This is a genomic window from Euzebyales bacterium (assembly GCA_035461305.1).
Lineage (GTDB): Bacteria > Actinomycetota > Nitriliruptoria > Euzebyales > JAHELV01 > JAHELV01.
The window spans coordinates 1-13,650 of the sequence record DATHVN010000035.1; the positions used below are offsets into that span (position 1 = coordinate 1).

Annotated in this window: 14 protein-coding genes and 1 tRNA gene; 3 read left to right on the forward strand and 12 right to left on the reverse strand. The window is 71.6% G+C overall.

Annotated elements, in window-relative coordinates; translation table 11 throughout:
• Nucleotides 1–4: 4 nt before the first annotated feature.
• Together VK923_02790 and ychF are read right to left on the reverse strand one after the other, a co-directional pair.
• A tRNA-Val gene (locus VK923_02790) sits at nt 5–79 on the reverse strand.
• A 49-nt stretch (nt 80–128) separates the two neighbouring features.
• On the reverse strand, nt 129–1,229 hold the full coding sequence (ychF, locus tag VK923_02795; GenBank protein ID HSJ43593.1) for a redox-regulated ATPase YchF: 1,101 nt from the start codon (nt 1,227–1,229) through the stop codon (nt 129–131).
• Between the two features lie 261 nt (nt 1,230–1,490).
• Here ychF and VK923_02800 point away from each other — a divergent pair, with 261 nt between their 5' ends.
• Nucleotides 1,491–2,219, forward strand: coding sequence for an alpha/beta hydrolase (locus tag VK923_02800; protein ID HSJ43594.1), 729 nt, complete (start codon nt 1,491–1,493; stop codon nt 2,217–2,219).
• Nucleotides 2,219–3,121, forward strand: a complete 903-nt coding sequence (locus VK923_02805; GenBank protein ID HSJ43595.1) for a PAC2 family protein — start codon at nt 2,219–2,221, stop codon at nt 3,119–3,121. Before VK923_02800 ends, VK923_02805 begins: the two co-directional genes overlap by 1 nt.
• Nucleotides 3,122–3,139: 18 nt before the next feature.
• Here VK923_02805 and VK923_02810 read toward each other — a convergent pair whose 3' ends face one another.
• The 9 genes from VK923_02810 to VK923_02850 all read right to left on the reverse strand — a co-directional run bounded on the left by VK923_02810 (nt 3,140) and on the right by VK923_02850 (nt 12,647).
• On the reverse strand, nt 3,140–4,081 hold the full coding sequence (locus VK923_02810) for a GatB/YqeY domain-containing protein (protein HSJ43596.1): 942 nt from the start codon (nt 4,079–4,081) through the stop codon (nt 3,140–3,142).
• Nucleotides 4,068–4,493 (reverse strand): hypothetical protein, encoded by a 426-nt coding sequence (locus tag VK923_02815; protein HSJ43597.1) that lies wholly within the window; start codon nt 4,491–4,493, stop codon nt 4,068–4,070. The genes VK923_02810 and VK923_02815 overlap by 14 nt, the downstream gene beginning before the upstream one ends.
• 9 nt (nt 4,494–4,502) lie before the next feature.
• Nucleotides 4,503–6,647: a prolyl oligopeptidase family serine peptidase gene (locus VK923_02820; GenBank protein ID HSJ43598.1), complete on the reverse strand. Its 2,145-nt coding sequence runs from the start codon at nt 6,645–6,647 to the stop codon at nt 4,503–4,505.
• On the reverse strand, nt 6,644–7,867 hold the full coding sequence (locus VK923_02825) for a hypothetical protein (protein ID HSJ43599.1): 1,224 nt from the start codon (nt 7,865–7,867) through the stop codon (nt 6,644–6,646). The genes VK923_02820 and VK923_02825 overlap by 4 nt, the downstream gene beginning before the upstream one ends.
• 162 nt (nt 7,868–8,029) lie before the next feature.
• Nucleotides 8,030–8,557 carry a LysM peptidoglycan-binding domain-containing protein gene (locus VK923_02830; protein ID HSJ43600.1) on the reverse strand — a complete coding sequence of 176 codons (528 nt, stop codon included), beginning with the start codon at nt 8,555–8,557 and terminating at the stop codon, nt 8,030–8,032.
• 84 nt (nt 8,558–8,641) lie between these two features.
• The gene (locus tag VK923_02835; GenBank protein ID HSJ43601.1) at nt 8,642–9,349 is read right to left on the reverse strand and encodes an alpha/beta fold hydrolase; all 708 of its coding nucleotides are present in this window, start codon (nt 9,347–9,349) and stop codon (nt 8,642–8,644) included.
• Nucleotides 9,350–9,465: 116 nt separating this feature from the next.
• A complete protein-coding gene (locus tag VK923_02840; protein ID HSJ43602.1) occupies nt 9,466–10,812 on the reverse strand; it encodes a hypothetical protein in 1,347 nt (448 codons plus the stop codon).
• A 97-nt stretch (nt 10,813–10,909) separates the two neighbouring features.
• On the reverse strand, nt 10,910–11,758 hold the full coding sequence (locus VK923_02845) for a sulfurtransferase (GenBank protein ID HSJ43603.1): 849 nt from the start codon (nt 11,756–11,758) through the stop codon (nt 10,910–10,912).
• A gap of 106 nt (nt 11,759–11,864) precedes the next feature.
• Nucleotides 11,865–12,647 (reverse strand): endonuclease/exonuclease/phosphatase family protein, encoded by a 783-nt coding sequence (locus VK923_02850; protein HSJ43604.1) that lies wholly within the window; start codon nt 12,645–12,647, stop codon nt 11,865–11,867.
• A 119-nt stretch (nt 12,648–12,766) separates the two neighbouring features.
• On the opposite strand from VK923_02850, the gene VK923_02855 reads away from it, so the two are divergent.
• Nucleotides 12,767–13,210 carry an ATP-binding protein gene (locus VK923_02855; protein ID HSJ43605.1) on the forward strand — a complete coding sequence of 148 codons (444 nt, stop codon included), beginning with the start codon at nt 12,767–12,769 and terminating at the stop codon, nt 13,208–13,210.
• Here the strand turns inward: VK923_02855 and VK923_02860 are convergent.
• Nucleotides 13,161–13,589, reverse strand: a complete 429-nt coding sequence (locus tag VK923_02860) for a hypothetical protein (GenBank protein HSJ43606.1) — start codon at nt 13,587–13,589, stop codon at nt 13,161–13,163. The two genes, VK923_02855 and VK923_02860, sit on opposite strands and share 50 nt — an antisense overlap.
• Nucleotides 13,590–13,650: the final 61 nt, after the last annotated feature.

A 13,650-nucleotide genomic window follows, 5' to 3' on the forward strand; every position in this document is an offset into this window, starting at 1 on the left:
AAGCTGGTGGGCGATAGAGGATTTGAACCTCTGACCTCTTCCGCGTCAAGGAAGCGCTCTCCCCCTGAGCTAATCGCCCGTGGGACCGACAGCATAGCGAATCGGAGCGGTCGGTGTCGTACGCCCGCTCAGACGTTGAACCGGATGTGCATAACGTCGCCGTCCGCGACCACGTAGTCCTTGCCCTCGATACGCAGCCGCCCGGCATCCCGGGCGGCCTGCTCACTGCCGAGTGCCTCGTAGTCGGCATAGCTGATGACCTCCGCGCGGATGAAGCCGCGTTGCATGTCACTGTGGATGACCCCGGCGGCCTCGGGGGCGCGGGCTCCGGCGCGCACGGTCCACGCACGTGCCTCCTTCTGGCTCGCCGTGAAGAAGGTGATCAGGCCCAGAAGGCGATAGGCGGCTGTCACGACACGGTCGAGTCCCGAGATCGACAGTCCCAGTTCGTCGAGGAAGACATCACGATCGTCGGCGTCCAGCTCGGCGATCTGCGCCTCGACCTCGGCGCACATGAAGACGGCCTCGGCCCCGCGCTCAGCGGCTGCGCGGCGCAGCGCGGACATGGCCTCGGAGTTCGGCTCGGGCAAGTCGTCCTCGGCGACGTTGCCGACATACAGCACGGGTTTGGCGGTCAACAGCCCCAATTCACGGGCGATGCCGCCTGCGATCGCGTCGCTGGCCGTGACCGTACGCGCGGACGTGGCAGCGCTCAGCCTGTCGCGCAGGGTCGCCAGCGTCGTCGCGCGCTGCCTGGCCTCCGCGCCGCCCGACTTAGCCATGCGCGCGGCCTTGTCCGCCGCCCGCTCGACCGTCTCGAGGTCCTTGAGGAGCAGCTCGGTGTCGATGATCTCGATGTCGCGTGCCGGGTCCACGGTCCCTTCGACGTGCACCACGTCCGGGTCGTCGAAGCACCGCACCACCTGCACGATCGCGTCGACTTCACGGATGTGGGACAGGAACTGGTTGCCGAGGCCCTCACCGACGCTCGCGCCCTTGACGAGCCCGGCGATGTCGTGGAACTCGACGGCAGCCGGCACCGTTCGGGCCGCACCCGCCATTTGCCCCACCACGGCGAGCCGCTCGTCGGGCACGCCGACGATGCCAACGTTCGGTTCGATGGTCGCGAAGGGGTAGTTGGCCGCTTCGGCGCGGGCGGCACTGACCGCGTTGAACAGCGTCGACTTGCCGACGTTGGGCAGGCCGACGATCCCGACGGAGAGACTCATGGTTCGGATCGTCCTGGTGGCAGAGGGAAGCGGTGATCTGTGTCGCGGGCGGCGGGCCTGTGGGTGAGGGCGGCGCCCGGCGGGTCGATCGGCGATGCCCACCAACCGTAGCGGCGCGGTGTGGCGCCATCGACGAGGTCCGAGCGGATGTGCCAGCGGCGCCGCGGGTCGATCGGGACCCCCGGGGTCGGTGTCCCGTGGCGTCCTTGACCCGGATGTCGACCACCCGGCGCCACGTCGGCGGGCGTCTACCCTGTCGCCATGCACGTCACCAAACGCGGCAGCGATGACGCTCCAACCCTGGTGATGCTCCACGGCGGCATCGGCACCGGCGAGTACCACTGGGGCAGGCACGCCGACGCGCTGAGTGACCTGTTCTGCGTCCACCTGCCTGACCTACCCGGCCACGGCAGCACGCCGCTGGGGGCTGGCGAGGAGTTCTCGGCGGACCTGCTCGTCGACTCCGTCATCGACCACGTCGAGCGGGTGGGTCCTCCCGTGCACCTCGCCGGGTTCAGCATGGGCGGGCACACCGCCCTGTCGCTGGTGGAGCAGCGACCCGAGCTCGTGTCGTCGCTGGTGCTGATCGGCGTCAGCGTGCGTGAGCACGATGGGCTGCGCGCGTGGCGTGAGGTGTTCCACCCCGATCAGCTGGTCGCCGACTACCCGTTCTGGGCGAAGACGCTGGCGAAGCTGCACGCCCCCCTCGGCGGGGAGGACGCGTGGCGCGATGTGTGCCTGCGCGACTCGAAGGGTCTGCGCATCGACGTCGATGTCGACGCGCTGTCCGGCATCGAGGCACCTGTGCTGCTGATGCGCGGCGACCGCGACACCACGATCGATCCCGCTCAGTACGCCGACCTGCGTGCGAGCTTCCCCAACAGCGAGGAGGCCGTCATCCCGAACGGTGGGCACGATGTGCAGCTGACGCGGGCCGGTGTGGTCAAGCCGCTGTTGCGGGACTTCTACGAGCGGGTACTGAAGCAGTGATGGCTGACGAGGACCCCGTCCAACGGCTGATCGCCGACCGCCTGCTCCACCGGGGGGTGCTCGTCGCCGCCTTCGCCGGATGGAACGACGCCGGCGAGGCGGCGACGGGTGCCGTCGACGCGATCTCGCACCTCGTCGACGCCGAGCCGTCGGCGCAGATCGATCCGGAGGAGTTCTTCGACTTCCAGGTCAACCGGCCCCTGACCCACCTCGATCCCAGTGTGGGTAGGGTGCTGGACTGGCCGCACAACCGGTTCCATGTCGCCGAGGTCGGAGGTCGCGACATCGTGCTGCTGTCAGGCACCGAGCCGAACCTGCGCTGGCGGACGTTCACCGATGCGGTGCTCGGCTACGCCGACGCGCTCGGGATCACCAGCATCATGTGCGTTGGTGCCCTCCAGGTCGACACGCCTCACACCCGGCCGGTGCCGTTGAGCGGCCGAGGATCGAGCCTGCCGGCGGTCGCCACGCTGGGTGTCCGTCGCAGCGACTACGAGGGGCCCACCGGCATCACCGGCGTCCTGACGCACATCGCCATGGAGCGCGGCTTCGAGACGTGGAGCATCTGGGCCGGCGTGCCCCACTACCTCGCGGGCACCACGTATGCCGCAGCCGCCCACTCCCTGGCCTCGGTCCTGCAGCGCGTGCTCGGTGTTGACATCGACCTGGCGCCGCTGTCGGACGCGGCCCGCAAGCAGCAGGACGAGATCGCCGAGGTCGTCGCAGCAGACGACGACCTGTCCAGCTACGTCGCCGAGCTCGAGGAGCGCCTGGACGCCGAGGACGACGATGACGACGGCGGCTTCGACGAGCTGCACGCCGAGAGCGTCACCGGTGACGAGCTTGCGGCTGCCTTCGAGCGCTACCTGCAGGAACGCGACGAACGCACCGGAGAGGGCTGAGCGGCCGCCGGTCGTCGGCTACGGCGCCAGACGCTCGCGAACCAGCGCGTTGACGCGACCGCCGGCAGCCTGTCCCTTGAGCTTCGGCATGACCGCACCCATGACCCGCCCGAGGTCGCCGGGGGAGCTGGCGCCGGTCTCAGCGATGGTCGCGTCGACGATCGCGGCGAGGTCGTCGTCGGACATCTCTGCCGGCAGGTACCGCTTCAGGACCTCCAGCTCTGCCTGCTCGGTCGCGGCGAGCTCGGTGCGGCCGGCGTCGGTGAAGGTCGCAGCAGCCTCCTCGCGACGCTTCGCCTCGCGGCGGATCAGCGTCTGGACCTCGTCGTCGGTGACCTCGGCGCCGTGGCCGGCGCTGGTGCGGGTCTCCTTGATGCGGGCCAGAACCATCCGCAGGGCGGCGATCGCGTGCGTGTCGCGGGCCTTCATGGCGGTGTGCAGGTCGATCTGGATCTGGTCGGCGAGCATGAGTGCGTCCTCGTTGGTGGAGCGGGCGATGGTCGCGTTGGGACCCCAGGTCCAGCGGACGTTGACGACGTAATTGAAACCGGCGCCGGCCAGGATGCCGACGAACTGCGCCAACCGGGGGTCCATGACCTCCTTGGCCAGGGTGGCGACGACCACGGTGACGACCGCCCCGAGCAGCGACGACATCTGGTAGCGGATCAGGCGACCAAGGTTGAGCTGGCGGATGTGGAACGTCCACAGCTCGTTCCAGATGTAGTTGTGGACGATCGCGAGCTCCGTCGCGATCGCGGAGGAGCGCGTGAACCCCCAGCCGAGCTCGCTGTGCAGGACGTGCAGGATGGCCACGTTGACGGCCGTGCCGAGCACGCCGACGAGGCCGAAGCGCAGCAGCTGGCCCACGCGGACCCAGCGGGTCGCCGGCAGCGCCGCCGGTACGACGGCGTCGAGGTGACCCTGGTCGCCGACTCGGGCGGACGCGTCAGTAGGCTGCATCGGCACCAGTCGCCTCCATGCAGGCCTGCGCCACGCGCCGCAGCGAGGCGCCTTCCATCGCCGTCACCGTGGCACCGCACCAGGCGGGCAGGTCGGTCTCGAGGTCGAGCCGCACGCGGCCCGGCTCGCTATCGACGTCGACGTCGAGCTGGTCGGCGTGCACGTGCAGGCGCAGCGCGAGCGGCGGCAGCCACTCGGCCGCGTCGCCGGCCTCATCCGACAGCCAGTCCCAGGTGGCGGGCGCGATCTCGTCGAGCAGTCGCGCGAGCTGGGCCAGGTCGTCGAGCACGCGCCCGAGCAGCTCCCCGACGCGGTGGAGCCGGTCGTCGACCTCCGCCGCATGCTCACGGCAGTAGACGTGGTCGGGTGGCAGGGCCGCACCACACACCGCGCACTCGTCGTCTCGATACACAGCGGAACCCTACTGCGCCGGTCGGAGCTCGGTCGGCTCGCTGAGCGCGTCCCTGATGAAGCTGAGCTGGATCTCGAGCAGGCTGGCCTCCTGGCCAGGGTCACGGGCGACGTGCGTCGTGGTCGACAGCGGCAGCACGGTGTGTGGCCGGCCGGCGGCCAACAGCGCCTGGGACAGGCGCAGCGTGTGGGCGACCACGACATTGTCGTCGGCCATGCCGTGCAGCAGCAGCAGCGGGCGGCGCAGCCTCGCTGCATCGGCCAGCAGGGAGCTGCGGTCGTAGGCCTCCGGCCGCGCGGCGGGATCGCCCAGGTAGCGCTCCGTGTAGTGGGTGTCGTACAGCCGCCATTCCGTGACAGGCGCGCCGGCGACGGCCACGTGGAAGGCATCCGGCCGCCGCAGCACGGCCAGCGCGGCCAGATATCCGCCGAACGACCATCCGCGGATCGCCACACGGCGCAGGTCGAGCTGCTGCCAGCGGTCGGCCGCCGCGAGCAGCCCGTCGTGCTGGTCCTGCAGGGCGCACGTGGCGAGGTCGCCGTGCACGGCGTGCTCCCACGCCAGCCCGCGTCCCGGCGCGCCCCGCCCGTCGATGACCAGAACCGCGAAGCCCGCCTCCGCGAACCACTGGCTCGGCAGGTATGCGCGGTGCATGCGGCGGACCCGCCGGGCATGCGGTCCGCCGTAGGGGTCCAGAAGCACCGGCAGTGGACCGTCGGTGTGCCAGCTGGGCAGCAGCAGCACGGCGCGCAGCTTCCGCTCGCCGAGCTCGGCGAACTGCGGCCTGGGCGACAGCGGCAGATCGATCGGCATGTGCGGCACGTCGACATCGGGCTCGCCATCGCGTCGCAGGAAGGTCCGCACCTCGGCGACGTCAGGGCGCTGGGCGGTGATCACCATCGTGGCGCCGGACACCACACCGGAGTCGACGCCGTCACCGGGCGTCAGCTGCTCGGCGGGACCGCCGTCACGGTGCACCCGCCACAGCGCGGTGGTCGTGGGATCGCCGCGACTGCCCGAGACGACCACGGCGTCGTCGGCCACCGCGAGGACGGTGTCGACGTGGAGCCTGGCGGGAGACCACGCCACGCCGTCGACAGCCACGCGGCGCGTGTCGGTGTCCGGGTCGTCCTCGACCGTGACCAGGCGGCGGTCCGGCGTCCAGCGCGGCACGCCGGGCACGAGCTCGACCCACGGGTCGCCGGAGACCAGGCGGACCGGCTGTACCGCCCCACCCTCCTCGGGTGCGGTGAGGACCTGCAGCTCCCGCTGGTCGCGTGACTGCACGGCGAGCGTCAGCGGCGCGCCGTCGTCCCAGCGGACGACCGCGAGGTAGGGCCAGCGGCCGGCGTCCCACGCGACCGGCGCGTGCTGACCGTCGAGATCGACGACGGACAGGCCGACCGTGGCGTTCGCGTGCCCCGCCGCCGGGTACGCCATCGACCGAGGCACCGCACCGGGCGTGACCGGCTCGTGCAGCCACCAACGCTCGACGAGCGAGGTGTCGACGCGGCAGGCCGCGATGGCGCTGCCGTCGGGTGCCCACCACCAACCGCGCAGGCGTCCCATCTCCTCGGCGGCGATGAACTCGGGCAGGCCCCAGGTCACGTCGGGGTTGTCGTCGGCGGCGATGACGCGTGTCGCGCCGCTGTCGACGTCAGCGACGAGCAGCGCTCCATCGGTGACCCAGGCGATGTGCGTACCGGTCGGCGAGGGCCGTGGGTCGACGGCTGGACCGTCGGTGGTGAGCGTGCGCCGCGCGCCGTCGGCGGTCGTGACCACGTGCAGACGCCCGTCATGGGCGAAGACGACGAGCTCGAGTCCCGGGGTCGCGCTGAAGCTGGTGATGCCGGCGGCGCGCTCGCGGGTCCGCTCCCGGCGGGCGCGCTCGGCGTCGGCGACGCGGGTCTCGTCGCCCAGGTCGCCTGGGTCGACCAGCAGCCGCGGGTCGCCGGCGTCGTCGAGCAGCCACAGCGCGAGCCTGGAGTCGTCCGTGTCCTTCGCCCGCAGGTAGCAGCAGCGGCGACCGTCGGCGGAGATCACGAATGAGCGGGGCTGGCCTGACGCGCCGCGCTGTGTGGCGCCGAGTGCGCGCGCACGCTCGGCCAGCCAACGGTCGCTCGGCCTGCCGACCCGGCTGCGGGTGTCGGTCACCCGGTGGCCCGGTCGGCCTGTGCCGCGAGCCGCGGGCAGCGCTGCTCGTGGCCGGGTCGCACCCATGTCCAGGCGTTGCACGCCGGGCACCGCGCGCCGTCGCGCACCATCGGATTGTCCTTGAGCGCGGCCGGCGGGGTCACGTCCAGACCGCCGCAGACCAGCGCCTCGTAGGCCTTCTCGGCCAGCTGACGGTTGGTCGCCGCCAGTGCCTCCAGGCGCTCGCCCAGGCCGAGGGCGTCACCGTCCGCGGCGCGCGAGGCCAACAGCGCCGCGGTCTCCGGACGGGTCAGGTCGAAGTGGTCGATCGGCGCGTCGGCCACCGCCGCGGGCAGCGGCAGATCGACGCGGGTCTGCCGCCAGTGCCACCATGCCGCGAGCCCCGCGGCCGGGTCGTCGCTCGCCGTCGTCTCGACACGCTCGCGGATCCGCGCCGACAGCGTGTCGGCGCATCCGTGGTCATGTGCCCAGGCCAGGACGGCGCCGATGTCGGGTCGGTCCAGGTCGATCTCCGCCAGTACGCCGGGCAGCGCGGCCGGCAGCTGCTCACGCAGGAACTCGAGGTTGGCGATGGTGGCCGGCAGGCGGTGGGCGTTGGCGCGCAGCCGCTCGTCGACGGGTGGTGCGAGTCGACCATCGGCCGCACGGGCCGCGACCGCCTCCCGCAGCCACGCCTCGTCCGGATGGTCAGGCAGCGCCAGGGTCACCTCCGGGTCGCGCAGCAGCAGCGCCGACGCCACGGCTGGACGGACTGCGACGAGGTCGAGGTGCTCGTCGAGGGTCTCACGCAGCCACTGCCAGATCAGGCCCCGCGCCCTCGTCACGTCCTCGGCCACCCGGCCGGCGTGGCCCCGCAGACCGAGCACCGTCGCGGAGCGCAACGCCGTGCGCGCGCGCTCGAGCGCCTCGGGACGTTCCTGGAGCACGGGGCGGCATGCGTCAGGGTCGGCGCTGAACAGCTCCCACAGGCCGAACAGGTCCCTGTATCGGCCCGTCGCGGCCGATGCCACGAAGTGGCGCGCGAGCGCAGCGGTCCCCAGCAGCGCTCCAGCGGTCACGGCGGGCACCTCGGTGATCAGTTCCTCGCGGGCCCGCGCCGAGAGCCGGCTCAGCCGCGGGTCGGGCTCGCGGACGTAGGCCAGCGCTGCCTCGTTGGTGACGCCGATGCGCTGTGTGAGGTCGGCGGCCGTCACGGTCCCTGCAGCGGCGGACGAAGCCATCGCTCCTCCTCAGACGCCGACGGCGATGTCGGCCCTCGCTGGACTGGTCGTGCGCAGACGGACCGGGAGTCGGTCGCCCTGGTCGCCACCGTCACCCTCGTCCGACGGCGCCCCAGGGTCCCGCCCGGTGATGCCCGTCGAGGATACCGCCTGCCGCTCCCGTCAGGGTGCGTCCGGGATGCGCAGGGACGCCCCGACGGTCAGCGCGTACGGCTCCTCGAGGTTGTTTGCGCGTGCGATCTCGCGCCACCTCGTCGGATCGCCGTAGACCTCCTGGGCGATCGACGCGAGGCTGTCGCCCGACTGGATCACGTACCGCTGGTCGCGTTCCTGCGCATCACCGCGCCGCTGCTGTCCGTTCTCGCTTGGGGCGTCGCTCGCATCGTCGCGCTGCGCGGTCGTGTCGGCGTCGACGGCCGCTTCCGACGCGGCGTCACCCGCGGCGTCCTCGGACGGCATGCCGCCGGCGTCCACCGCGGCGAGCTCCGCCTCCATCGTGGCGATCTGCGCCTCGAGGCGGGCGATCTCGTTGCGCTGGGCGGTGAGCTCCTGCTGTGCTGGCCCGTCGCCTCCGAAGGTCGTCCCCAGCCAGAACGCCAGCGCCAGCGCCAGCAGGAGCACGAGCACACGACCCCAGAGGATCTGGGTGCCCTGCGGCTGGTCCTCGTAGCGGTCGTGTTCGGTCGTCATCGTGGTGTCGTGACTACGTAGTTGTGGCCGTCGCCGGCCTTCAACCTATCGCGCCGTGTCCGCCCAGGTGCCTGCCGTGCCGCGTCACGTGTCGGCGGGCGACGCAACGGCCATCGCCGAATCGATCCAGGCGATCGTGCGGTCGGCGATCAGGTCGGCGTCGTAGTCCAGCGTGGCGACGTGGAAGCTGCGCTCGAGCCACACATGCTCGGTGACCGCAGCGGTCAGCCCGCGCAGGACGATGCCGCTGTCGGCCGGGTCGACGGTGTGGTCCGTGCGCGACGTCAGCACGAGCGTGGGCGCGGTTACACGGTCGAGGCGGGCACGGACCGCGTCCTGCGCGTCGAACAGCGACGCCGCGGCTCCCAGCGGCACCCGCGGGTAGGGGTGCTCGTCCACGCCGGCGCGTGCGATGTCGTTGCCGACACCGGGGAACGTGGGCACGACGCGCTTGAGAAGGCCGAGCGCGGGCCGGAGCGGGTGGCGGAACGTGACCGCCGGGTTGATGATCACCAGCGCGACCACGTCCCGCGGCCGCTGCTCTGCCAGGTGCAGCCCGAGCGTACCACCCATCGACAGGCCCACGATGGCCCGCGGTCGCACGCCCAGGCGGTCGAACGCCGCGGCGGCCTCAGCGGCCCAGTCGTCCCACCGTGTGGTCGCCAGGTCCTTCCACGTCGTCCCGTGGCCGGGCAGCCGCGGCAGCTCGACGCGGTGTCCGGCACTGGCCAGGCGCTCGGCCAACGGACGCATCGCCGTCGGGTTGCCGGTGAAGCCGTGCAGGACCAGCACGCCAGTGTCGCCAACAGGACTCGACCACGCAGCCGCGCTCGGCGCGATTAGGGTCACGCCGGCAGCCCCTGGGGCGTGCAGCGGGTCGACGGCTGACCAGTGACACGGCACGCCGGTCACTTCTTCGACGGCTTTCCGCGCGGCTTCGTGCCGGTGAACTCGCACTCGACCGCCTTGTCGTCCGGTTCACCTTCCGCGGGCTCGCCGGTCACGTGCTCGGACAGGTCGATGACGACCATGTCGGCCTCGAACCGCACGGTGTAGCGGTCGAGCCCGCGGTTGACGGGGCCGCCCGCCCACATGCCGTCGGTCCGGTAGCGCGCGGCGGTCACGGAGCCCTGGAACTGCCCGGCCTTGGGGCAGTACCCCACGTAGCCCATCGGCGGTGTGTCCAACGGATTGGGACCGAACGCTCCGTACGCGAGCACCTCGTCGAGCTCGTTGAGGCTCAGCCACACGCACAACGTGCTGTTGCCGGGCTCGCAGACCCGGATCGGGTGCTTGCGTAGCCTGTCGAGGATCTCGCGGACGCCTCCCGCCAGCAGCTCGTAGTCGGTCGAGTGGTCGGCCTGGGAGGCTGGGCGGGTGGGGCCGACCCCTCGCTCGGCGACCACATCACCGGTGGCGTCGATGAACACGACCCGGACGGGGTCCTGCTCGGAGACCGCGTCGTTGAGCGTGACGAGTGTCCAGCTGGTGTCTGCGACGTCGTAGGCGAGCCACCAGCCGCCGCGGGGTTGCAGGGCCCACTGCGCGCCCACGGGGACCTGCACCAGGCGTGTCCGGACGGCGGGGTGCTCGATGGTCCGGGTTGCGGAAGCCTCGGACGCCGGTGCGTCGGACGGTGGACGTGCCGTGCTCGCCCCGGTCGCCGGGTCAGCCGGTGTCTGGTCAGCCTCCGCGAGCTCCTCGGTGGCCGACGGCAGGGTGACGCCCGGGCGCCCGTCGAGCGCGAAGTCGACCTGTGGACGCCGTGCCGACTGCCATCTCTCGGATGTCCGCCGCGCGATGCAGGCGACCTGCACCTCCCGCGGGTAGCCGGGTGGGGCGTCATCGACCACGATCGACAGGTACGTCAACGCGTCTGGGCCCAGGTGTGCCGCAGCGACGTCGGCGGAGCGAATGAGCTTGCTCAATCGCCTCCTGGCGGGGTCGTCGGATCTCGCGTACGCACGGCGACACGACCGGCGGACGCGGTTCGGCACCTCGTCGAGGCGTTCGGCCAGCACGACCTCCTCGCCGAACCGCCGCGTCAGCGCCTCGGGCACCTCCGGCGGCGTGCTGCCGTCGACCAGGGTGTCGGGCATCGGCGTCTCGGGCTGCGCCGGACCGCCGAACCCACCGACGTCACGATCCGTATACTGGTTGGCCACCCACAGCAGCGCCAGTGCGAGCACAGCGATGGTCAAGGGCAGCAGCCACAACGGCGCCGGCTTGGGTGCCGGCTCGTAGTCGACGGTCATGTTCTCAACAGGCTAACGCCACCGACCTCGCGTGCGGCAGAGGTTGCGCCGTGAACGGTCTCCGGCATCGGTCGCCGCCCTGCACGCCGATGTGTGGTCAGCCGCGCTCGACCGGGACGTCCACAAGCGACCCGTACTCCGTCCACGAGCCGTCGTAGTTGCGCACCTTCTCGTAGCCGAGCAGCTCATGCAACACGAACCAGGTGTGGGCGCTGCGCTCGCCGATGCGGCAGTAGGCGACGACGTCGGTGTCGGGCCCGCCGACCGCGTCGTCGTAGATCTCCCGCAGCCGGTCGGCATCGAGGAACGAACCCGTCTCCGGCTCCACCGCGGTCGACCACGGAATGTTCGCCGCACCGGGGATGTGCCCACGGACCTGCGCGTTCTCCTGCGGGAGGTGCGGTGGCGCGGCCGCATCACCGCTGAACTCGGCGGGGGAGCGGACGTCGATCAGGGCCCGGCCTTCGGGCGCGCCCACGTAGTCGCTGATCACCTGGTCGCGCATGGCACGGATGCTCGCGTCGGGCGCGGACGCCGTGTAGCCCGACGTCGCCGCGACGTCGCTGGTATCGGCCGTCATTGGGCGGTCCTCGAGCTCCCAGCGCTTACGGCCGCCGTCCATCAGGCTGACCCGTTCGTGGCCGTACAGCTTGAGGTACCAGTAGGCGTACGCGGCGAACCAGTTGTTGTTGCCTCCGTAGAGCACGACGTGGGTGTCGTTGCCGATGCCCTTGGCGTCCATCAGTGCGGCGAACGCGTCCTGCGACACGAAGGCCCGCCGGACGCCGTCCTGGAGGTCGTCGTGCCAGTGCAGCGCGACCGCGCCGGAGACGTGCGACGACTCGTAGAGCGTTGTGTCCTCGTCGACCTCGACGACGCGGACGTCGTCGGCGTCCAGTCGCTCGGCCACCCAGTCAGGTGAGACCAGAGGGGGAGTTGCTGCCATGCCGGCTTCCTTTGCATCGTGATCGATCGATGGATCGGCGGTCAGCCGTGCCGCCAAGGCCGGATGGTAACGCCCCCGCCGCCACCGCCGTCAGCACAAACCGGGACTACCCGCGCCCACCGCGGTGCCGCAGATCGACGACCAATGGACGGTGGTCACTGGTCGTCAGTGCAGGAGCCGTGGCGCGCAGAACGTCGACCGGACCATCCACGAGCACGTGGTGCATCTGCAGCCGTGGACGCCAGGACGGATAGGTGGCCTCCCCACCGGCGTGCCTTGATCCCGGCACGACCGCGCGCACGGCCCACGCAGGTAGGTTCAGATCGCCCACCAGGATGCGTGCGCAGCCGGGGTGCGGGATGCTCGCAGCCGCACGCAGCTGCCGCGCGGCGCGCACCGGCAGGTACGACAGGTGGGTCACGACGACCGTGAGCTGTTCGCCGCCCACGGCCGCGGTGGCGGCGAGCGCGACCCTGGGTTCGGCGTCCCACCCCGGGCGTTGTGGTGACGCGCCTGGGCGGCGGGAGCCCGCGCCGCCACCCGGCAGCCGGACGTGCCGGACGCCTGTCAGGTCACCGCTCACGAGCAGGCCGACGCCGTACGCCGCACCCCCGTCGTCGAACGTGGCGGGACGCCAGGACGTGCCCGGATCACCGAGCAGGGCAGGGCTGAACACGCCCGCCATGCCGAGGGCGTCGGCCAGCTCGGCGACCTGGTCGGCGCCGCCGGTCCGCTCCTGCCCGCGGTCGGCCTCCTGCAGGGCGATGATGTCGGCGTCCAGGTCTGCCAGGACAGCGGCCGCCGCGGCCAGGTTCACGACGCCATGGGCCGTGATGTCGACGCCGTGCAGCAGGTTGTACGACACGATGCGCAGGTCGGACGCGCTCATGCCCGGCACGGTTTGCCGTGGGACGCCATGGGAACAACTCGCGGAGCACGGAGCCGGGAGGGAATGGCCGGCTCCGGGTCGCCGTTCACCGACCGACCGCAAGCCGACACGAGGCGAGCATGGCCCAGATCGAACTGCAGCTCACGCTGCCTCGCGACGCCCAGTACGTGGGCGTCCTGCGCCGTGTGGCGGACTCGCTGCTGCGTGGCCTGAACGTGCCCGACGAGTCGGTCGACGACGTCGCCGTCGCGCTCAGCGAGGCGTGCGGCAACGTCATCCGACACGCCGAAGGCACCAACGAGTACGGCGTGCAGCTCAGCGTCGACGCGCATCAGTGCTCCATCGAGGTGTGCGATCTGGGTCCCGGCTTCGACGCCGAGGCGCTGGCCGAGGACGCCGCCCCGCTCGACGAGGTCGCCGCCGCCGAGGACGGGCGTGGCCTGCCATTGCTGCAGGCGCTGATGGACGACCTCGAGTTCGTCCGTGAAGAGGACACCACGACGGTCCGGCTGGTCAAGAGGTGGGAGGCCGTCGGCTTGGAGCGGGGGGCCGTGGAGGCGTGACGGACGTCGTGCCAGGCGCCTGGTCGGCGTGCAGTCGCAGGACGTCGGCGAGCGCGAACTGGACCGGACCGAACCGCAGGTCGTAGACGCGGGTGGCCAGGTCGAGCAGCGCTCGCCACCAGCGCGTGTGCTGTTCGACCAGGGCCTGTGACACGAGCAGGTGCGCGACCTCGTCGGTGTGGCGCACGCCGGCCGTGCCGACGACCACGTAGCCGAGATCGGTCACGGCGGTGCGGTCCCGCGCCGCCAGCTCGACGTCGTCGAACGACACCGACACGGATCCGGTGCCCGGAGCCGGTGGCAGGCGTTCGACCCACGATCCGTCGTCGACCGCGACCTCGACGCACAGGCCGACCTCGTGATCGTCGGTCGTGACCATGTGGGCGTCGGCCCCCTCACATCGGGCGTCGCACACTCTTCGACGCATCAGGGAGCGTCGC